Annotated in this window: 19 protein-coding genes; 7 read left to right on the plus strand and 12 right to left on the minus strand. The window is 45.1% G+C overall.

The genetic code is table 11. The annotated features are described in order from the left end of the window. Positions 1 to 60 precede the first annotated feature (60 nt). The 5 genes from ACTQ9T_RS07825 to ACTQ9T_RS07845 form a co-directional block, all read right to left on the minus strand. Complete coding sequence (locus ACTQ9T_RS07825; protein WP_440464867.1) at positions 61 to 840, minus strand: MOSC domain-containing protein; 780 nt, start codon at positions 838 to 840, stop codon at positions 61 to 63. A 213-nt stretch (positions 841 to 1,053) separates the two neighbouring features. Then, positions 1,054 to 1,467, minus strand: a complete 414-nt coding sequence (gene rsfS / locus ACTQ9T_RS07830; protein ID WP_010195955.1) for a ribosome silencing factor — start codon at positions 1,465 to 1,467, stop codon at positions 1,054 to 1,056. Between the two features lie 129 nt (positions 1,468 to 1,596). After that, a complete protein-coding gene (locus ACTQ9T_RS07835) occupies positions 1,597 to 2,526 on the minus strand; it encodes a nicotinate-nicotinamide nucleotide adenylyltransferase (RefSeq protein WP_440464692.1) in 930 nt (309 codons plus the stop codon). Between the two features lie 429 nt (positions 2,527 to 2,955). Further along, entirely contained in the window at positions 2,956 to 5,103 is a 2,148-nt protein-coding gene (pta, locus tag ACTQ9T_RS07840; RefSeq protein ID WP_194620713.1) for a phosphate acetyltransferase, read from the minus strand. Positions 5,104 to 5,234: 131 nt separating this feature from the next. After that, positions 5,235 to 6,467 (minus strand): acetate/propionate family kinase, encoded by a 1,233-nt coding sequence (locus tag ACTQ9T_RS07845; RefSeq protein WP_201593283.1) that lies wholly within the window; start codon positions 6,465 to 6,467, stop codon positions 5,235 to 5,237. Between the two features lie 867 nt (positions 6,468 to 7,334). Between ACTQ9T_RS07845 and lptM the strand changes: the two genes are divergently transcribed. The 4 genes from lptM to ACTQ9T_RS07865 all read left to right on the plus strand — a co-directional run bounded on the left by lptM (position 7,335) and on the right by ACTQ9T_RS07865 (position 11,232). Next, positions 7,335 to 7,649, plus strand: a complete 315-nt coding sequence (lptM, locus tag ACTQ9T_RS07850) for an LPS translocon maturation chaperone LptM (protein WP_010195946.1) — start codon at positions 7,335 to 7,337, stop codon at positions 7,647 to 7,649. A gap of 94 nt (positions 7,650 to 7,743) precedes the next feature. Further along, positions 7,744 to 9,120, plus strand: coding sequence for a diaminopimelate decarboxylase (gene lysA / locus ACTQ9T_RS07855; RefSeq protein ID WP_440464693.1), 1,377 nt, complete (start codon positions 7,744 to 7,746; stop codon positions 9,118 to 9,120). 201 nt (positions 9,121 to 9,321) lie between these two features. After that, positions 9,322 to 10,209, plus strand: coding sequence for a diaminopimelate epimerase (gene dapF, locus ACTQ9T_RS07860; protein ID WP_010195942.1), 888 nt, complete (start codon positions 9,322 to 9,324; stop codon positions 10,207 to 10,209). A gap of 6 nt (positions 10,210 to 10,215) precedes the next feature. Continuing rightward, a complete protein-coding gene (locus ACTQ9T_RS07865) occupies positions 10,216 to 11,232 on the plus strand; it encodes a tyrosine recombinase XerC (RefSeq protein ID WP_440464694.1) in 1,017 nt (338 codons plus the stop codon). 59 nt (positions 11,233 to 11,291) lie between these two features. Here ACTQ9T_RS07865 and ACTQ9T_RS07870 read toward each other — a convergent pair whose 3' ends face one another. Beyond that, entirely contained in the window at positions 11,292 to 12,206 is a 915-nt protein-coding gene (locus tag ACTQ9T_RS07870) for a nitrilase-related carbon-nitrogen hydrolase (RefSeq protein WP_440464695.1), read from the minus strand. A gap of 404 nt (positions 12,207 to 12,610) precedes the next feature. On the opposite strand from ACTQ9T_RS07870, the gene rpoN reads away from it, so the two are divergent. Beyond that, positions 12,611 to 14,308, plus strand: a complete 1,698-nt coding sequence (rpoN, locus tag ACTQ9T_RS07875; protein ID WP_440464696.1) for an RNA polymerase factor sigma-54 — start codon at positions 12,611 to 12,613, stop codon at positions 14,306 to 14,308. Between the two features lie 360 nt (positions 14,309 to 14,668). Continuing rightward, entirely contained in the window at positions 14,669 to 15,049 is a 381-nt protein-coding gene (gene hpf / locus ACTQ9T_RS07880) for a ribosome hibernation-promoting factor, HPF/YfiA family (protein WP_010195932.1), read from the plus strand. Between the two features lie 367 nt (positions 15,050 to 15,416). Here hpf and thiS read toward each other — a convergent pair whose 3' ends face one another. The 4 genes from thiS to ACTQ9T_RS07900 form a co-directional block, all read right to left on the minus strand. Then, positions 15,417 to 15,617, minus strand: a complete 201-nt coding sequence (thiS, locus tag ACTQ9T_RS07885; protein ID WP_010195929.1) for a sulfur carrier protein ThiS — start codon at positions 15,615 to 15,617, stop codon at positions 15,417 to 15,419. A 236-nt stretch (positions 15,618 to 15,853) separates the two neighbouring features. Then, on the minus strand, positions 15,854 to 16,228 hold the full coding sequence (locus tag ACTQ9T_RS07890; protein ID WP_440464697.1) for a DUF423 domain-containing protein: 375 nt from the start codon (positions 16,226 to 16,228) through the stop codon (positions 15,854 to 15,856). A 65-nt stretch (positions 16,229 to 16,293) separates the two neighbouring features. After that, the gene (gene rpoH / locus ACTQ9T_RS07895; protein WP_201574459.1) at positions 16,294 to 17,157 is read right to left on the minus strand and encodes an RNA polymerase sigma factor RpoH; all 864 of its coding nucleotides are present in this window, start codon (positions 17,155 to 17,157) and stop codon (positions 16,294 to 16,296) included. Between the two features lie 241 nt (positions 17,158 to 17,398). Then, positions 17,399 to 17,866: a sulfurtransferase TusA family protein gene (locus tag ACTQ9T_RS07900; RefSeq protein ID WP_440464698.1), complete on the minus strand. Its 468-nt coding sequence runs from the start codon at positions 17,864 to 17,866 to the stop codon at positions 17,399 to 17,401. 636 nt (positions 17,867 to 18,502) lie between these two features. Here ACTQ9T_RS07900 and ACTQ9T_RS07905 point away from each other — a divergent pair. Continuing rightward, the gene (locus tag ACTQ9T_RS07905; protein ID WP_440464699.1) at positions 18,503 to 20,062 is read left to right on the plus strand and encodes a M48 family metalloprotease; all 1,560 of its coding nucleotides are present in this window, start codon (positions 18,503 to 18,505) and stop codon (positions 20,060 to 20,062) included. A 76-nt stretch (positions 20,063 to 20,138) separates the two neighbouring features. Here the strand turns inward: ACTQ9T_RS07905 and ACTQ9T_RS07910 are convergent, their stop codons facing one another. Both ACTQ9T_RS07910 and rpsU read right to left on the minus strand, forming a co-directional pair. After that, entirely contained in the window at positions 20,139 to 20,588 is a 450-nt protein-coding gene (locus ACTQ9T_RS07910; protein WP_194620723.1) for a GatB/YqeY domain-containing protein, read from the minus strand. Positions 20,589 to 20,826: 238 nt separating this feature from the next. Beyond that, on the minus strand, positions 20,827 to 21,042 hold the full coding sequence (gene rpsU, locus ACTQ9T_RS07915) for a 30S ribosomal protein S21 (RefSeq protein ID WP_010195908.1): 216 nt from the start codon (positions 21,040 to 21,042) through the stop codon (positions 20,827 to 20,829). Positions 21,043 to 21,136 lie beyond the last annotated feature (94 nt).

Here is a 21,136-nt window from a genome sequence, read left to right on the forward strand (position 1 = left end):
AGTGGCTATCTTTTATAAATGGAAAAGTCATATTAAAGGTTTTTTCTGAGTGATACCTTTTCAATCCTGTTGAATTTTTTTAGCCAATACTTTTTTCCAACTGTCCTCCAAACACTCAATCGCGAGCCATGGCTCAATTACTTCAGTATTGTATTTCTCTTTAGAATTGGCCAGTTGCCACAGTGTCTCAAGTGTTGCAAACGGATAAGGGCGCTCAACCAAATACACAGGTAAATCAGCATCTATGATGCCATCACGCACGACTTGGAAGTACCAGCCAGAGATACCTTGTTTACTGACCCATGCTGCTATATTTGGCACTTTGGTAAACTGTCCAATTTGATCATTGATTTTATAGCAAGGGCGGCGCGGTTGGACGATGCGCAGTTGTAAATTATAACTAGCATCAGCATCAGCATCAGCATCAGCACTAGTAGCCGTATCACCATACTCAAAAATGTCACCAATACAAACCGTAGACTCAGTCATTTCTGGTAGATCGTTGACGGCTTCGGTCGTAAGATTTTCGCCCAATGTACCGACGCGTACTTTTAGGCCAAACTCTGTATTGATGTGCTTATAAGTCGCAGGTGCCAGTTGATGCACCGCTTTTAGCGGACCACCATGATGTTTACGATCGGCTTGCTCATCAGTGATCAACCCCATGAAATTGACCGCGACAGGCGCTTTGATGGGTGCTTTATCAATGGCGCTCAGTTGTTCACGGGTGAATGGCATGGACTTGCCAGCACGCACACAGGTTAGGGTGGCAATATGTAGCGGCAAGTCTTGGTTAAAGTCTGGCTTGCTTTGTGCCGTTGCTGGTAACGTAGATATCATCGGTTCTGTGCTCATAAGCCGCTCTGATGGTTGGTTGTTTTTTGAGGCAGTAAATGCTGACTGGTTGCTGATATCTTAGCCTAATCTTGAACCATTTTCAGAATATTTACGAGAACATTTCCTAGATACAGAGCCGCTTAATTTTACATAAAAAAAGACCAGAATAGATATTCTGGTCTTTTTAATTTTACATGATCATTGCATTCAATAATCTTATTTATTTTTGTTACGACGACCGGCCGTTTTCTTTTCGCGTGGCACGGCGACTAGCTCAGCCAACTGCTCAGGTGATGACCATAGGCCTTCTAAGTCATAAAACTCACGAGCTTGTGGCGTCATCATATGGACGACAACAGCGCCCAAATCGATCAACGTCCAGTCAGAATCGATACCGCCTTCACGGCCAAGCGGCATAAAGCCCGCTTGCTTAGCTTCAGCACCAACGCTGTCAGCCATTGCGCGTACATGGCGCTTAGAGGTACCGTCAGCGATCACGATGCGCTCCATCACATCTGTCAAATCTTCTACATTCATTACAGTGATGTTCTTCGCTTTCATATCGTCTAGCGCAGTTTCAACAACGGTTAAGCATTCTTTTAAGCGTTCTTCAGTCATGGTGTTGGTCATAAAATTTAATCTCTTGAATCGTAAACATTAAAATAAATAGGTTAATTGTCAATTTGCCATCTCGCACTGACCAGATAGAGGCAGTGACGTATAGAGATATAATAGGCAAAAAACAAAGATAAGACAATTTTAACGGAATTGAGCAGCAGAATATAGCTGATGGGCAATAATATATTGATAAATAGCAGGATTTAGCCATTTAGCGAATGGATTGGATTCAGTATTGCCAATGATATCATTTATTGACGGGATAGATGTGATTTGCGCTTCGGCTGAAGGCATTATATTTGGTTGATTGCCGAGATTTTGTAGCTGCTTGCGTATTTGAGTGCTCGATATGGCCGATATAGGACGCGGGTCTATATAGATGCGACCTTGATGAGGATTTTTCAAGACGCCACTATCTGCTTGAGTTTGCGTGGGTGTGGGTGTAGGTAGCGCGACCAGTTCAGCAGGAGAGTCGGTTGTTTTATTTTGCATTTCAATAGGTAACTGGGCGTGCAGCTGGGTTTGTAGATTGGCTAACGTCTGCATCGTTGGTTTTTTATCAGCAAGATGTGTAGTGATGTTAAAAAGATGGTCATCACTGTCAGAAAAGCCACCACGGTTAAAAACCCAGAGGTCGACATAATCCGTCAGCTTGAGTCCGTCTTTCCATTTATCTAAGCTGCGTGCACTGTCCATCCCCATAATAAATATCAGGCTGTCATGCGGATAGCGCTGCCGTAAGGTGCGGACGCTATCGATGGTATAGACGGGCGGTGCTTGCCACAGCTCCAGCTCATCAATCTGTAATGGGGTATTAAGTGTTGCGAGTTTTAGCATTGCCAAACGGTGCTTAGGGTTGGTGCTTTCATTTTTAAAAGGCGAGCGGGCATTGGGCAATAAGGACACATGCAGTGCACGCTGTTGCTGCTTCGTTATTGGCAATAAATGCTGGTAGACGTACATCGCCATTTGCAGATGACCCTTGTGTACCGGATCAAATGAGCCACCCAAATAGGCACGAATGGCAGGGGCAGGATTTTCTGCAAGGCGGTCATGGGTAAGGTTTGGCATAAATAAATGGGTCAAATGGCTGATAAGAAAACGTTATGATGGATTAAAAATAGACGATATAGTCGATACTAAATAAAATAGATACACGACATTATAATGCGTGACTGGTACAAATTTTTCTTGCTTGCTGTGCCTACGCAGACAGAGGCTACAAAAAATTTATATCAGTCACACTGTCTCTTTTTTATATTGACCTGACTATAGCGCTATTGTAGTGGGCAACGGAGCGTCTGTCATTAAAATGGCAATAAAAAGCCGACCATCATAGTGATAGTCGGCGGTGTTATATACTGCTAATCATTAAACTTTTAATCAGAAAACCGTGTGATGCTTAAATCAAGTCACTTAAATCAAGTCACTTAAATCAAGTCACTTAAATCAAGTCACTTAAATCAAGTCACTTAAATCAAGTCACTTAAATTAAGTCACTTAAATTAAGTCGCTATGGGCTTGGATAGCAGTTAGCGCGATGGTATAGATAATATCATCGACCAAGGCACCACGTGATAGATCGTTTACTGGTTTATTCAAGCCTTGTAGCATCGGCCCAACACTGATGACGTTGGCGCTACGTTGTACTGCTTTATAAGTGGTATTGCCCGTATTAAGATCTGGGAAAATAAAGACATTGGCTTGTCCAGCGACAGGTGAGTCTGGCGCTTTTTGCTTGCCGACACTCATGACAGAGGCCGCGTCGTACTGTAGTGGGCCGTCGACTTTTAGGTTTGGCGCACGCTCGCGGACGATTTGAGTTGCACGGGCGACTTTTTCGACATCCGCGCCTGTGCCTGATGAGCCAGTCGAGTAGCTGATCATCGCGACTTTTGGATCGATACCAAAGGCTGCGGCAGATTGTGCCGACTGGATAGCAATCTCTGCCAGCTCTTCAGCATTGGGATCAGGGTTGATCGCACAGTCACCGTAGACCACCACTTGCTCAGGCAATAGCATAAAAAAGACTGACGATACTAAGGAATACTGCGGCGCGGTTTTGATTAACTGAAATGCTGGGCGTACCGTATTGGCAGTCGTATGAATCGCACCTGAAACCAGACCGTCGACTTCATCTAACTGAAGCATAATGGTACCCAAGTACACGGTGTCCTTTAGGTATTCGGCAGCGACGTCTTCGGATGTTTTACCCTTGCGGCGCTCAACGATGGCGGCGATATATTTGCTCATGTCGAGGCTGTCAGGGTCGATGATTTCTAGACCTTCAGGCAGCGTCAAATCACGGTTTTTGGCGACTTGCTCGACATCGCTACGCTTGGCAAGCAGTACACAGTTAGCGATGCCACGACTTTGGCAGATGCAGGCAGCTTCTACGGTACGTGGCTCAGAACCTTCTGGTAGCACGATGCGTTTTTTGGCTTGCTGGGATTTTTTGACTAGCTGATGGCGAAATGCAGAAGGTGACAAGCGCGGCTCATGATTGCGGCTAAAGTATTCTTTAATCCAGCTTAGATCCAAGTGCGCAGCCACATAACGAGCCACTTCTTCAGCGCGGTCAATATCATCGCTTGGAATCTCAGAGCTCATGTGTACAAGGCTCTGTACTGTCTCATAGCTGTCGCTTTCGACACTCATGACAGGGATGCCAGTTTTGAGCGCTGAATGCCAAAGCTCTGTAACCGTCGGGCTGGGTGTGATACCGCCAGTCAATACCAAGCCTGCCAGTGGAATCCCATTGATACAGGCCAATCCAGCGGCCAACAGCAAGTCATCACGATCACCCGGCACCACGATTAAGGTGCCACGCTTAAAGACTTCATTGACGCGTGACACTGAGCGCGCCGTTAGGCTAATACGGTTGATACGACGTGTTTTGGCTTCCCCAATGTTTAGCCACGTGGCATCAAGCTCTGTAGCAATATCCCATGTACGCGGCACAGATAATGAATCGCTAAAGGGTACCACACCGATGAGGCGAAACGCTTCGGTATTGAACGAAGGTGATAAGCGCTGAACTTCTTGCATAAAGTTCTGGTCCAAGCTGACGACGGCTTCCCCAGGTGCGACAGGTTGATTGTCAAAAGTGTTGGGCACATCTTGCACACGCATCAAAATCACGCCTAACGTACGCGAATCGATGACACCGCCGAACTCACGGGCGTGCACATCAAGTTTGTCTGCTAAATAGGCCGGTTTGCTGATGTCAGCGGTACTGACAAATATAATCTTGGCATCCAAAGCATGAGCGATTGCTCGGTTGATTTGGGAGGCATAAGAGGTCTCGGTGGTCGGCACCAAACCTTCGCAGATGACCACATCATAATCATCGCCGAGCGTATGATAATTGCCGACGACTTCTTCCATTAAATCATCGAGGTTGTCATCGCCGATCATGCGCTCGACATGCTGACGGCTGATAGATTTGGGTGGCTTTAGACCAAAGGCATGCATGGCCAACGCACTTGAGCTGTCCAAGCTGTGTTGTTTATCAAGGGTGTCATCTTGCAAAAACGGCTTCATAAAGCCCGCTTTTATACCGTTATAGTCAAACGCCCGAATCAATCCAAGCGCAGCCGATGTCACACCGATACCGCGGCTGATGGGAACAAGTAAAATGGTTTGCATAAGGTTTCCTACGATTTATTTTGTTTTAGACTTCGATTTATTATTGGTAGCATAAAAAATACTGAGCGTTTTATTCTATTTTTTTATAACCATCAAGAATGATAAACGCTGAGTATAATATCTAAATAGGCTTATACCAAATTCAAGGCCTGACGCGTCTCTTGCGCGATACGGTATTCTTCATCCGTTGGTACGACCCACAGCTCAATACTACTGTCATCTGCATGGAAGCTGCCTTCTTTACCACGGGATAAATCCGCGTTTTTGTCCGCATCTATTTTGATACCAAAATGACGCATCACTGCTAAGATGCTGGCACGCGTGGTCACTGAGTTTTCACCGATACCACCGGTAAAGACGATACCAGTAAACTCCGGTAGCGCACAGCTCAAGCTGGCAAGGTATTTACCAGCGCGGTAGCAGAACATCTCGATCGCAAGTTGCGCGTCTTTATGACCTTCACTGGCTGCTTGCTCGATAGTACGCAAATCGTTAGATAAGCCTGATATGCCCAGCAGTCCACTGTCACTATTGAGCATTTTATCAGTCTCTTCTAGGCTTATACCGAGTTGACGCTTTAGATGCATGTGCAAGCTAGGATCGACATCACCGCTACGCGTACCCATCATCAGACCTTCGAGTGGGGTCAGACCCATACTGGTATCGAGACTCTTGCCATCGTATACGGCAGCCACCGAGCAGCCATTACCGAGATGTGCTGTTAGCCAACCATGTGGCCCTTTAGACTCCGTGATTTGGCTGGTACGCTCTGAGACATAGGCATGAGAGGTGCCATGAAAACCATAACGACGGATTTTGTGTTCTTCGTACAGGTACTTTGGCAGGGCATAACGAAACGCAACGGGCGGCATCGTTTGGTGAAAGGCGGTATCAAACACCACAACTTGCGGCATATCAGGATAAATGGCTTGCACCGCTTCGATACCCAACGCATTGGCAGGATTGTGTAGTGGTGCCAGTATCTTGAGGCGTTTGACTTCTGCGAGTGCATGATCGTCGACTCGCACAGCTGCTGAGTATTCACGGCCACCATGTACCACGCGATGACCGACCGCGATGAAATGGTACTGCTCTAATAGCTCAAGGATTTTTTGTAGCGCCAATTTATGACGACCACCCGGGATAGAGATTTCGAGTTTTTCGCCATTTAGAGTGGTGTGTTTGATACGGGCAGTATCCAGACCTAAGTTTTCGGCAAGACCAGTAATACGAGTAGAGTTGTCATCACTAATCAATGCGTATTTGATAGAAGAAGAGCCACAATTAAGGACTAAAGTAGGACTGGTCAGGGTTGATGTGTCAGAGTTTTTATCATCAAAAGTGGTGGTCAGGCTGGCGCTCATACTCTATCCTTAGATTATATTTTATAAGTGTTGAATCATTATAGATTAACACGGGTTAAATAAACAAAAACCAGCCGTATTCATGCTGACATCCGTCAAACAAAAATAGGGCTGATTTTGGTCATTCTTGCACGGCCATACTTGTCGAGTGTCGATGAGGCGCTTGCTAGCGCGCTCGTCACAGCTGCAAGGTCGGGCTATAATGTAACATATTTTTGTGCTTATACCACGACCACGATAAGGTTTAAATTCAGTACTGAGCGTGTAATTAATACAACTGTGCACCGAGTATCATTGGGGTGTGATAGCTGCTAAAGCACTAAAACCATAAGCAATATAAATTGTAAGAAAGTTTGTCAAAAAGCTGCCAAAACGCTATTTGCTAACTAAAATGGTGCTCTCGTAATAGTTCTAAAGGTAATGTAGTACATCCAAAATAAAGTAACCCCTCAAAATAATACCAACGCTTAATAAATTTTTGAGTGATTCACAGTTACTATGAATAGCAACCATGAATAGCCATTATGAATGGTCATTATTAATAGCCACTATGCGCACAGCTTTATAGAATAATGCTATGATTAAAACCTTGTCGTATCCTCCTGTTTTGGTGCTCGATTTTTAATTTGGTTTTTACTAGGGCGTGTCTTCATTTCAAAAATGGTGATAAGAACGAGATAAATTGCCGTCAAACAAGAAAAATAGCGCAGATAATATCGGGATATTAACCAGCTATTTGACGATGTTTGGCAAGATTTAGCCATTTTTAGCCCATTTAGATGACTATCGATTGAATTGAAGACACGCCCTAATACTGCTTGTTTTTAGCGCCTCCACACCATTGCAACGTTAAAGGTCCTCTATTCTATGTTTATTAAACCCCATTTCTCCAAGCCTGAGTCTACTAACGTATTGGTTAGCAGTAGCCGTCGTGTCTTCTATACTTTCATTATTGGCAGTACCATGATGTTGGGCTTGTCAGGCTGCGGGCAAAAAGGCGATTTGTATTTAGTAGACTCCAGTAGCCAGACCGTGCAAGAGAGTACCGATAAAATCGACAGTACCAGCAATCCACAAGACGCTGCCTTCGCTAGTGTCGATGATGATGACTATCAAAAAACGCGCTACCTAGAACAGCAGCAAGTATTGCCTGAGCCGAGCACCGATATTAACGATTATTAATTTTATAGAAAAATTGTTTGTCAAAGAGCCGTTCTTGCTCGCCGCAACCGACAATCTTTACCCTTGATAACCTGATGAAATTAGAGATGTTTATATGAGTCATTCTGAGCAACACGCAGGCGTAACCGATTTTACTATTGGTGAGTCAGTCACCACCCAGACTGAGCAAGGGTTATATATCGACCCTAACGCTTTAACTGCCCACTTACCAGCACTGCACTATCGCGACGACGCGTTATATATGGAGCAAGTTAGTGTTGCAGCGTTGGCCAAGCATTATGGTACGCCTTGTTATGTCTACTCAAAACAGGCGATATTAGATGTCTATCAAGCCTATACGGATAGCTTTTCTAGTCTAAAGCATCAGGTTTGTTATGCGGTTAAGGCCAACTCTAATCTGGCCGTGCTCGGTATCCTAGCGCAAGCGGGTGCAGGGTTTGATATTGTCTCGCGTGGTGAGCTGATGCGAGTGTTGGCAGCAGGTGGTAAAGCTGCACGCGTGGTATTCTCCGGCGTGGGTAAAACTCGCGGTGATATCGAATATGCACTGACCCAAGGTATTGGCTGCTTTAATGTCGAGTCTATTAGCGAGCTGACCTTAATCAATGACGTCGCAAAGTCACTTGATAAGCCTGCGCCAATATCACTACGGGTCAATCCAGATGTCGATGCCAACACCCATCCGTATATCTCAACTGGATTAAAAGACAACAAATTCGGCATCGCCCATGAAGATGCGGCTGCTGTCTACCAACAAGCGGCAGAATTATCGCATATCGATATCGTCGGAATTGATTGTCATATTGGCTCGCAGTTGACTGAGGTTGAGCCATTTGTTGCCGCGCTCGATAAAATTATTGAACTGGTGCATAGCCTGCGCGACAAAGGTATCGAGCTACGCCATATCGATTTGGGCGGCGGCTTAGGGGTGCGTTATATTGATGAAACGCCCGTGTCTATCGATGAGTTTGCCGAGGCGTTATTACCTAAATTAAGCGCGCTTGGCCTGACGGTATTCTTTGAGCCGGGTCGTAGTATTGTGGCCAATGCCGGTATCTTATTGACTACAGTTGACGTATTAAAGCCAACCGAGCATAAGAATTTTGCCATTGTTGATGCCGCGATGAACGATTTGATTCGTCCAGCTTTATACCAAGCTGAAATGGCAGTGATTCCTGAAATGTTACCACAGAATGGTCTAGACACTGACGGTACACAGCCATGGGATATCGTTGGTGCTATCTGCGAGACAGGGGATTTCTTAGCGAAAGACCGTTTGTTGTCGCTCGCTACAGGTGACGTTTTAGCGATAACGGGCGCTGGTGCTTATGGCTTTACCATGAGTAGCAATTATAATTCGCGTCCGCGTGCTAGTGAGGTCATGGTGGCTAATGATCGCCATCAGCTGATTCGCAAACGCGAAACCACTGAAGCGTTATATGCAGACGAAACGCTGTGGCAAGCCGAGTAACATTATTAGGTCTACCATGACATTTGAATATAAAAAACCCACTATCGTACTGATAGTGGGTTTTTTTATGGCAGAGCTTTACCAAGATATTGGTTTTAAAGGATAAATATAACTTAGTATTTGATAGCGGTGATAATTATGATTGTATCTGACAGCGTGCTAATATAACACATACATAAAAATAGGATAGGACTCAAGGATATGCTCATAGAATTTACAAAAATGCATGGTCTGGGCAATGATTTTATGGTCATCGATTTGGTGACCCAGCGCTTAGAATTAACCAAGGATTTGGTGCAGTTGTTGGGTGATCGTCATTTGGGCATTGGCTTCGATCAATTGCTCGTGGTTGAACCGCCCATGCGCCCTGATGTCGATTTTGGTTATCGTATTTTTAATACTGATGGCACCGAGGTCGAGCAGTGTGGCAATGGCGCACGTTGTTTTGCGCGTTTTGTACAAGCACGTAAACTGTCATTTAAGCAGCGTCTGCGTGTTGAGACAGCGAGCGGTATTATTTCTTTGACCACTGATCGTTATGGTTGGGTAGAAGTCGATATGGGCAAGCCGAAATTTGAGCCAAACGAGATTCCATTTACCCCAAGAGCCACCACCAAGATCCAAAACGCTTACCACCTAGACGTTAATGGGACGCCTGTGCAGCTCTATGTTGCCAATATGGGCAACCCGCATGCCGTTATAAAAGTCGACAACGTACTCGATGCCGATGTTGAAACTTTGGGCAAAGCCATTGAGTCACATCCGGCATTTCCCGACCGTGTCAATGTCGGCTTCATGCAAGTGATGAACCAGCGTCATATTCGTCTACGTGTCTATGAGCGCGGTGTCGGCGAGACCCAAGCTTGTGGTACTGGCGCATGTGCGGCAGTGGCGGTCGGTATCCGTGAAGGCTGGCTCGATGAAGGCGAAGATGTGCGCGCACAGCTCTATGGCGGTAGCATGATTATCAAATGGCAGCCGGGCTATTCGGTCATGATGACGGGGCCAACGGCATTTGTCTACGAGGGCGTATTTAGCCCAGATGGTCTGATGGCGCAAGCGGGCATCAAGCCCAGTGCTGATAGCTGATAGACAATGACGACAGCGCCTACAGTAGATTCCAAGTCAAAATCGTGGCTATCCGCTGAGCTGGCCGCCACTATCGAGTCAGACGCTTCGTTACGAGAGCTGCTCGCACCAGTACATCGTTGGCTAAACACTTTGTCAGTGCGCAATCATTCACCTCATACATTGACCGCTTATTTTGCGGGACTGAACCAACTGGCGCTGTTTTTACGCGGCAAGCGTTTGACGTGGACGCGCTGTGATAAGCGTCAATTAGCCCAGCATATCAGCCAACGACTCGATGAAGATAAGCTGGCACTTGCTAGTGTCCAGCAAGAGCTGTCCGCCATCCGCCACTTTTATGGATGGTTGATCGAACAGGATTTAGCACGTATCAATCCAACGACCGGCTATCAGCTTAAGCGCAGCCCTCGACCACTACCGTCGATCGCTGACGTGGATTTACTGACGCAACTACTGGATCAAGAAATCCCTGATACGCCGGAGCAAGCGCGCTTATGGTTGCGTGATAAAGCGATGTTTGAACTACTTTATAGCAGTGGTCTGCGTGTCGGCGAGTTGGTCGCCCTAGATATGGCAGATGTGGATTTGTCTGATTTGCGGGTACGAGTGACAGGTAAAGGCAATAAGACGCGCCTAGTACCATTGGGCGTCAAAGCAGCAGAAGCGATTACGCGCTATCTACCGCATCGTAACCTGTGGGTAGAGCAGATGGACACCGCATTATTTATCAGTGAGAAATTGGGCACACGCTTGTCAACGCGAGCAGTGCAACAACGTCTAAAAGTCGCGGCAACGCGGGCAGGCATTGCCCAAAATATGTATCCGCATCTATTGCGCCATTGCTTTGCCTCGCACATGCTGTCGGGCAGTGGCGACTTGCGTGCGGTACAAGAGATGCTTGGGCATAGCGACATTAGCACCACACAAATTTATACCCATGTGGATTTTGCTAAGCTTACGCAAGTCTATGATCGCGCCCATCCGCGCGCGACTCATGCGCAGAATGACAAAGACTCAACGTAAAGTTTAAAGACTGACATTCAAACCCTAAAGCCGCTTATGTAAACAAACCAGCGCTACCCTTAAGCCAAACGATGGCAGTCAAAGATAGGCATCTTTTGCCGACCTTGCGCTTGGGCAGACTTATCAAAAGTTGCCAAGACGATTTCATAATTTTGCTGTTCTTGAACAACAGCTTCTTCGCCCACAGCCTGCTTACTCAGTGCACTATCATCATAACTATTTATAATAGTGCCATCAAAAGCGGTGATGGCGGTATGTCCCCACGTCTGCCGTGTATTCCCATTTTTGTAGAGATGGTCACCGCCTTGTGCTGCGCCAATGACCATACATTGACTGTCTAGCGCCCGCGCACGTAGCAACAGCGACCAGTGTGCTTGCCCCGTCAGATAAGTAAAGGCTGACGGGGCGCTCAATATGTCAGCACCCGCTTGGCGCAAACGCTGAGCCAAGGCGGGGAAACGCAAATCAAAACAAACCATCATCCCCAGTTGATACACGGCATCATTTACCTCAATCGGTGCGATGATGGTTTGTGTGCCCGGCTCAAACGTGGCGGCTTCATTATAGTTGCCTTGCTTATCTGCCACCGTCGCTGTAAATAAATGAATTTTGTCGTAGCGTGCTACCCGTTTGCCATCAGGGGCAAATAACTGGCTGACTTGACGCAATCTACCATCAGGTACGACCATGCCATCTGGGCGATAAACACAGGGCAGAGAGCCGACCAGCACATAAATACCGTAGGTACGAGCGTAATCCGCCAACGTCGCTGATAGTGCATCAAATTGCTCAGCAGTGGCAAACTGCTCACCCATGCTGCAGCAGTTTTCTGGTAACACAACCAGCTGAGCACCTTGGGCACGGGCATCAATGATGGCGGCTTTTATATCAGCTAAGTTGTTATCCGTGTTTTGCTGACTGTTCATTTGGATCGCAGCAATGGTGAATTGCGTATTATTTATAGGATTATTCATAGTTTGCTCCTCAGTTATTCTTGAGCTGACAAGGCGCTTATCTCATCTTTCTTATCATAATAAGCTTGTCATTATTAACAGGTTATATGTGCTGAAATCTTGATTCATTTAGGCAGTAAAATCTGTATCTAGGTATTTTTATAAGAAAGGTATTAAAAGCTCGTGCGCATGGGGTATAAATTATCATAGCAAAATTGTGGCAAAAAATGCTATCGTCATGACCTGATAATATGAACTCACGACCTTAATCAGCATAACATATAGTCGGTTCAATATAATTTAGATACAAAGCAGGCGATTGGAAGTACTACAAACAGTGGACTAAGCAAGCCTAACGCCGTATCTGATTTAGAGTAAATTAACTATAGACTATATCACCACGATTGGAGTGTAATAAGCTACCTATGAGTATGTCGTTCGGATTGGCGACCACGCTAAGTACATCACAAAAGCTCACCCCGCAAATGCAGCAAGCCATTAAATTGTTGCAGCTCTCTAGTCTTGAGCTCGCACAAGAGGTTCAGGCCAAGCTGGATAGTAATCCGCTGCTTGAACGTATCGAGGATGAGGAAGACGAATACGAGAGCAATAACGATACGATGGTAGATGACTTTAGCGAGCCATTAACCCTCGATACTTGGAACCAAGCTGCTAGCGCTGATTCATTTACCGCGTCATCTACTTCCAGCTATGACGATGATAGTACGGGCGATTACAGTGATGGTTCAGCGGATAGCTTTGATAAACTACAGCAGTCAGGTATCGATGAGGGTGCGACAGATTATCAAGCGTTAGATAACGATGACGATAGTCGCTTTGATACTGACCGTTTTGATGCCAGTCATTTTAGTGCTGGCAGTGCTTCTAGTGCTTTAGCAAAATCAGATTATGATGAGTTTGATCGTTATCAAGGTGCTACCTGCGCCACGATACAGGATCATGTGCGTTGGCAGCTTAACTTTAAGCGTCTCTCGGAGACGGACATGCTGATTGCAGAATATCTGATGGACTCGATGGATGATATGGGCTTTGTGCGCCTTGATATTGATGAGCTGTTACAAAGCTTTGAGACCATGGCAAGCTTTTATCAATGGGAGGAGCGCGTTGAGCATGATGAGGTCATGGCGGTACTGCGCGTTATCCAATCGTGCGATCCATTGGGCGTCGGTGCGCGCAATCTGAGTGAGTGTCTAGCGATTCAGCTGGTCAAGCTCGATGCTGATACTGACTATCTCAAAGAGGCGCAAGCGCTATTGTCCGCCAGTGAACATTTAGTCAGTAATAATATCAAAGCGCTGACTGAACGGACAGGGTTGGCACCTGAGCACATTACCCCTGCGCTTAACTTACTGCGCGGCTTAAACCCTTCGCCAGGTTTGCTGTTTCAAAGCAATCAGCCAGATTACGCTCAACCGCCTGCCAGTTATGACATTCCTGATGTGCTGGTTACGCCTATCCGTCGCCATAATACTCAGAACACCAATAATAGCAACAGAGCCAATGCTACTGCACAAATAGATGGCTGGCAAGTACGACTGAACCCTGAGACATTACCAAAACTACGGGTCAATCAAGAATATGCCAATTTGGTCAAACGTGGCGATGACAGCCCTGACAATCAATATTTGCGTGAAAATCTCACCGATGCGCGGCTGTTTATTCGTAGTATCGAAGAGCGCAATCAAAACCTGTTAAAGGTAGCGACCAGTATCGTGCGCTATCAGCAAGAGTTTTTGCAGCACGGCGCGACTGCCATGCAACCGCTTATCTTAAAAGTCATCGCTGAAGAGGTTGATTTACACGAATCGACCGTCTCGCGTTTGACCACTAGCAAAAGCATTTTGACACCGCAAGGCTTGTTTTCACTCAAGCATTTCTTCTCATCGCATGTCAGTAGTAGCGATGGCGACATCTCCTCGACGGCTATCAGCGCGATGATTAAGAAGCTGATAGCGGATGAAGACCCCAAAAAACCGCTGTCTGACAATCGCATAAAAGATCAGCTGCTTTCTGAAGGTATCGATATTGCTCGCCGAACGGTGGCCAAATATCGTGAAGCGATGAATATTGGCTCATCTGCCCAGCGCAAACAAAAATATTAATTGTCATGATTCAATGACTTATCCTCAAAGTCAGGAAAATTTCAATATACCTGATTATAAATATAAAAAATAAAATTTTTTGATTATATAGAAACCTGCAAGAAACAACAGTTTTTATTACATTTAATTACAATTTACTGTCTTGCTACTATCAGGTTTTCATGACAAATTAGAGTCATACCAAGGACAAAAACGACGCAAATTTTTTTTTGGTAAAAAAATGGCGATACTAAATTGGCAATATAAGGATATGTCAGTTTTTACCGAAAATTTTGTAGCGGTCGTTGGTAAGGCAAGATGAAAAGGGTAGGAATGCCACCTCATCTGTTGATTGTAAGTCATAAATAAAAGGACAATAATATGAATGTTTCTATCAGTGGTCACCATATCAGTGTTACCGATGCAATGGACAAAGCGGTTCGCGAAAAACTTGAAAAAGTAGAGCGTCACTTCGATCAGATACAAAGTATTAAAGTGATCTTATCGCTAGACAATAGCGGCGCAAGTGATGGTGGTAAAAAGAGCCATAAAGCCGAAGCGATTATGCGAGTCTCAGGTCAAGAAATGTTTGTCCAAGCGCTTGAGGATGATATGTATAAAGCCATTAATGAGATGGCAGACAAGCTTGATAGACAAGTACGTAAGTATAAAACCCGTCAAGAGCGTAAAAAGACTCAGGGTGCAGGGCGTGACGGACGCTATGAAGATCTCAGCACCGCTGATGTAGCGCCAGCCGTTTAGTTTTATTATGATTGATGCTCAATATATAGTGGCTAATAAACCCATAAATAGTATAGTCATTCCACTATATAAGTATTACAGCGTTAACCTCGCTTGAAGTATCACATATACATCTACACTCGGTTGCCTTGTACTACTTTTAAATTGAATCGACTATATGAATAAATAATATAAATAGCCCATTGATTGAGTAACGACGTAATAAGCAATAAAAAAGACCTCAAACGTATCTAACGTTGAGGTCTTTTTATTGCTTATCATCCCGTCATCATTTAACGAAAGAGAGGATGTTATTAATAAGTTTTTGCTTGTTGTAGCTACTGATATTGCTCAATTAGTATTTTGGAGGTCGCTAGGAAATGAACAACTAGCCGCCACCAACTGCTTGTACCACCTCAATATTCATCCCCTCAGTGATACGTAGCTGACCCAGCTCACTCTTTGGGATCAGATCTCCATCGACCTCGACTGCATAGCGACCTTCGCTCAGTCCAAGCTCATTGATGACCAATTGCACGGTCTGATGGGTGGTCTGTAGATGTTTACCATTAACGCTAATGGTACTCATAAAATGTACTCCTTAATTGATTAAAATTCCTTTTTTTGCCATATCTTTCAGTCACATCATTATTATCTATCTTTCTCGCAGCTGTTAATCACTTTACTGTAGTCAGTGAAAAGTAATATCGATAAATCACTCAATGCTGATATCAATTTTTCTTGCTTGCTATGCCTACGCAGACAGAGGCTACAAAAAATTGATATCAGCAATACCGTCGCGTCTTTAGAATATTTTGATTATATTTAGCTGGCTACCTTGCTCAAGCGGAACGCTGAGACAGCAAGCCATAGCCAACCTGCAATCATCAAAACACCACCAATAGGTGTGATTGCGCCAAACCAAAGCGGTGCGCCCAATGTCATCGCATACAGGCTGCCAGCAAATATAATGACGCCAACTTGTAGCAACCATGCACTCGTCTGAGTCGTATAATTTAGACGGACAAGTATGCCGACCAGCAATAAACCGAGTGCATGGACAAACCAATAGAGTGTTGCGGTATGCCACCACTCAAGCTGCTGAGTGCTGACCATACCTTTGAGACCATGTGCCCCAAACGCGCCTAAGCCAACAGCAATGGCCATATTGATCGCTGCAATACCTATCCAATTTACCATGCGAAAACTCGTATTATCATTCAAGCCTGTCAATAGCGCGGTGGTAATAGCGCATAGGGGACGATTTACTGAATGTCATTGGGTAAAATGACACTATCGATAGTCATCGCCTCACGGATTTTATCCATAGCGTTCTTTTCGATTTGGCGTACGCGCTCAGCCGAGATAGAGTAAACCGCTGCCAATTCGTGCAAGGTTGATTTTTGCTCAGACAGCCAGCGCTGCTCAACGATATCGCGTGAACGATCATCGAGGGTATCCATCGCCGCAATCAATGCCGATGAGTTGTTTTCTTCCCAATCTGATTCTTCCACCATCTCAGCAGGATCGATACCGTCTTCTAAAAACAGCTGCGGCGCATAACGGCCATCGTCATCATCGCTAGATTGCGCTTCAAATGACGCATCATAAGAGGTGAGACGTGATTCCATCTCAAGCACTTGTTTACGCGTAACATTTAAGTCATTGGCGATGGCATCTGCTTCTTCAAGGGTGAGTTGGTTATTGGTCTTTTTAAGACTGCGTAAGTTAAAGAACAGCTTACGATGCGCCTTGGTGGTCGCGACTTTTACAATGCGCCAATTACGAATCACAAATTCGTGAATTTCCGCTTTGATCCAATGCACTGCAAAAGAAACCAAACGCACGCCTTTATTCGGATCAAAACGCTTGACGGCTTTCATTAACCCCAAGTTGCCTTCTTGGATCAAATCTGCTTGTGGTAAACCATAGCCTGAATAACTGCGCGCGATGTGAATCACAAAGCGCAAATGCGACATAACGAGCAAGCGTGCTGCTTCGACATCGCCTTCATCATAATAGCGATGGGCAAGCTCTTGCTCTTGCGTCGGGGTTAAAATAGGGATTTGATGCACAGTATTAATATAAGCACCCAAATTCACCCCAGGCGCTGACAAATGCGTTGGCATCGCTGGGACTAAGTCACGAGTGCTCGTATCTTCAAATGCACTCGCATCATAAGGTGGACGCGCGGCAGCAGCTTTTAGGGCTGCATCGCGCGCTTCGTTTTTTTCAGGCGCTGCGCCATCTTTTTTACGTGTTTTCGCAGCATCATTAGCGGTAGTAGCCATATTCTTGACCTTGGTTAAATAGATAAACAAACAGTCAGATAAAAATCTTTATTGTTGTAATTGTAAAGGATAGCGACGCTTAGTTGCTATCAGTTTTAGTAATGATGAAGTGATATATTGTATCGAAACGCTGTGATGTAGCGCCATCAACCAGTACTTTTTCGGTCATTTCGCTCATCGTTAATCCCAAACTAGGCGTCATTTTAGCTTGCTTGCTTTGCTGACAAAAAGCGGTGATATCCGCTTTCGAGTTAGGGTCGGTTGCCACCACATATAACGACTCGCCAGCTGCTACATCGCGTAGTGCCACTTTGGTTTTTAAAAGTGGCATCGGGCAGGCAAGTCCACGCCCGTCTACCCAACTTTTTATATTAAGAATCGGTTGAGCGGAGCCTGTCGTGCCATCCAACTCCATATTACCCGTATGACCAGTAGGCAATAAGTCTAATAACTCTTTAATAACATGCTGCTGCGTATCAGGCAAACTTGCTGACAAACAAACAGAGTAAGACCCTTGTGCGGTAATTAACTGACTGTCAGCAGACATAAAAAACCTTGAGATATTAAAACTTGAGTTGGTAGCCGTAGAGAATTTAATAGACCATATTTATTAATATTAACTTATTAATATGTTGGGTCTATTAAGTAAAAGGCACTAATGTGGACATTTCGCCACCATTCGTTATTATAGCAAATTGCCGCGATGCAGTTGCAGTTGAATATAGTCATCGTAATGTTTGGCTCACTAGAATGACTACTCAAGGCTGACGGCTAAAAATGCTATCAACAATCAAACCAAAAATTGACCATCAATAATTACATTGTCATGTTGCACAATAGTGACGCACAGCCGAGTTATTGGTAGCTAAATACAGACTAGAATTGACCTTGTATAAACAAGCTCGTATAGTCAAAATTACGTTATTATCAAGCGGGTAAGATGCGCATCTGTATCATTCTAATAGACAGTCACTGCTTGGTATAGTCAATCCTCTATAAATTGGATACGGTGTCAAGCTTGCTTAGTCTACTACTTGTAGTACTTTCACTCGCCTTCCTTGTATCCAAATTATACTGAACCGACTATAGACAAGGCAGCAATATATTGAATGAGTGCGCCATCGTTAAGGATATACAGAAAATGATATTGTTTGTATCCAAACAAAAAACAGGTCGTTTGCTTATGCCTCATGCAATCAAGCTAGGGCTATCGGCTGTATTATTGGCTCTGACAACTGGCGCCAATAGTAGCGAAAATTCTGCTGCGCCATTTGCCTATAACTCATGGCAAACACCAGCGGCAGAAGCGCTCGATTTACCCAATTTACGCGGGCAAGGACTGAGCTTCGCGGAACAGTATCAAAATAAGCTGCTTGGTGAATGGTCATTACAGCGTATCAATGGTCGCGCAAAAATGGAGCATGATCCTTGGGTGCAAGAAACGGTTAAAGAAATGACGTGGCGGCTCAATGCACAAGCGCGTGAGCAAGCGCCCTTGGGCTTGGTCATTATCGACAATCCCAGTATTAATGCTTTTGCAGTGCCAGGCGGCGTCATTGGCATCAATACAGGGACGATACTGGCTGCGAGTAGTATGGATGAATTGGCTAGTGTCGTCGCTCATGAAGTGGCGCACATTAGCCAACGCCATTATGAGAGTGGCGTTGATGAACGTAAGAAAGCCTTGCTGATGCAAATAGGCGGTATGCTGGCTGCGATTGCCGCATCAGCGGTCGATGGTGACGCCACAGCAGCAGTACTGATGGGCAGCCAAACAGCACTAATGAATAGCAGCATGGCTTTTAGTCGCAACAACGAACGCGAGGCCGATCGGGTAGGGATGCAAATTATGACCCAAGCTGGGTATGACCCACGCGCGATGCCGAGATTCTTTGCCACGATGAATCAAAAAAACCAACTTAATCAGACAGCCAATCTGTTTTTGCCCAGTTTTGTACGTTCGCATCCCTTAAGCAATGAACGTTTGAGCGAATCACAGAGCCGCGCCCAGCAGTATCCCGCCATGTCATTAAGCCAGCAGCAGCGTCATCAAGTGCAGTTTGATTTGCTTTATTGGCGCGTCCAAAGTACAGGTAAGCATGCGTCTGAGACCATACTGACAACGGCTGCCAAAAACAGCTTAGGAGCCAAATTGGCGTTGATGACTTGGTATAGCGAGCAACAACGCTTTACTGATGCCAATGACATATTGGCGGAACTTGTCGTGTTACCAGCGGCGCAGCGCCAGTCATTAGAGCCATTGTTGTCGATTACGCATAGCCAAATGCTGAGTGAACAAGGCAAATGGCAGCAAGCCGCCGAAGTATTAGAGCGTCAGCAGCGTGTTTACCCAGAGCGCCGTGATTTGCGCTTGTATTTAGCCGAAGCGTTGACGAACAGTAATCAGCCGACCAAAGCACAAGCTTTGTTAAAACCTTTGACCCAGCAGCAACCAAGCGATCGTTATGCATGGCAAAGCTTACAACTTGCCAATGAGAAAATTGCCAAAACGACTGACTCCCCGCAGCTAGCCAACATCGCGACAATTAACGCATTGCGCTATCGCAGCCATGATCAGCTATGGAATGGGCGCTATGAAAGTGCGCTTACTTCCTTAACGCAGGCCAAACGATTGGCTGAAAGCATGCAAACGACCGCGCAAGCAAATAGTGCGCGTCCGCTCTTGGCAAGTATTAATGCAGAAATCAAAGACGTAAAAACCGCCAAAGACTTTAAGCCTTAGGCGGTTGTGTTTATATGTTCATCATTTATAGCTACGGCACATCAGTCTCAAGCAACGATGTTGACCATAAAAAGTATTAACCTTGCAAAGCTTCTTTTACCAGCTTAGAGATGAGCGCAGGGTCAGCACGACCAGCGGTTTTGTTCTTTAGCACGCCCATCACACTACCCATATCACGCATAGAAGTAGCACCTTGCGTGGCAATCTCGGCATTTACCAATGCCATGATCTCGTCTTGATTCATTTGCTGTGGCATGAACTCATTGATGATATCGATCTCGAACTGCTCTTTGGTTGCCAAGTCATCACGGTCGTTTTCGGTAAAAATACCAAGCGATTCTTGGCGTTGTTTAAGCTGCTTCTGTAAAACTTCGAGTACGCCTGCATCATCGAGCTCTATTTGACGATCAAGTTCAATTTGCTTGATGACTGATTGTACGTTACGTAATACCTTAACGCGCTCAAGCTCACGAGCTTTCATGGAAACTTTGATATTGTCTGATAAAGTCTGTTTAAGTTGGCTCACTGCTATCATCCTTATTTATCTGTTAAATGCTATTTGTCATATGTTGTTTGTTAGGTTTTTAGAGCAAAACCTGCTGATCGGGGCTTTAATAAAAAAGTGGCTTTAATAAAAAAAGTGGCTTTGATAAAAAATGTATCAGCAGTAATAACAAAAATTGTAGCATAAAAAACGCCACTGATATCAATGGATAACAGTGGCGTTAGTGTAGCGCTTGTACGTAACTAAATCAGATTACTGATTAGTACATACGAGTGGTACGAATAGTTTCGCGTTGTAATTTCTTTTTATAACGCTTTACGGCAGCTGCTTTTTTGCGCTTGCGTACTTGCGTTGGTTTTTCATAAAACTCACGCTTACGTACGTCTGATAATACGCCAGCTTTTTCACAAGCACGTTTGAAACGACGGATAGCGATATCTACTGGTTCGTTTTCTTTAACCTTAACTGCAGGCATGAAGACTCCTCGATTAGGATGAGATATAAGGGCATTAGCTTGGCTGTGTATTAGTATTTAGCCGTAATATCTCAAGATTACTGGCATCAGCTCA

The organism is Psychrobacter sp. ASPA161_6 (assembly GCF_051970285.1).
In the GTDB taxonomy this organism is placed as follows: Bacteria; Pseudomonadota; Gammaproteobacteria; order Pseudomonadales; family Moraxellaceae; genus Psychrobacter; species Psychrobacter glaciei.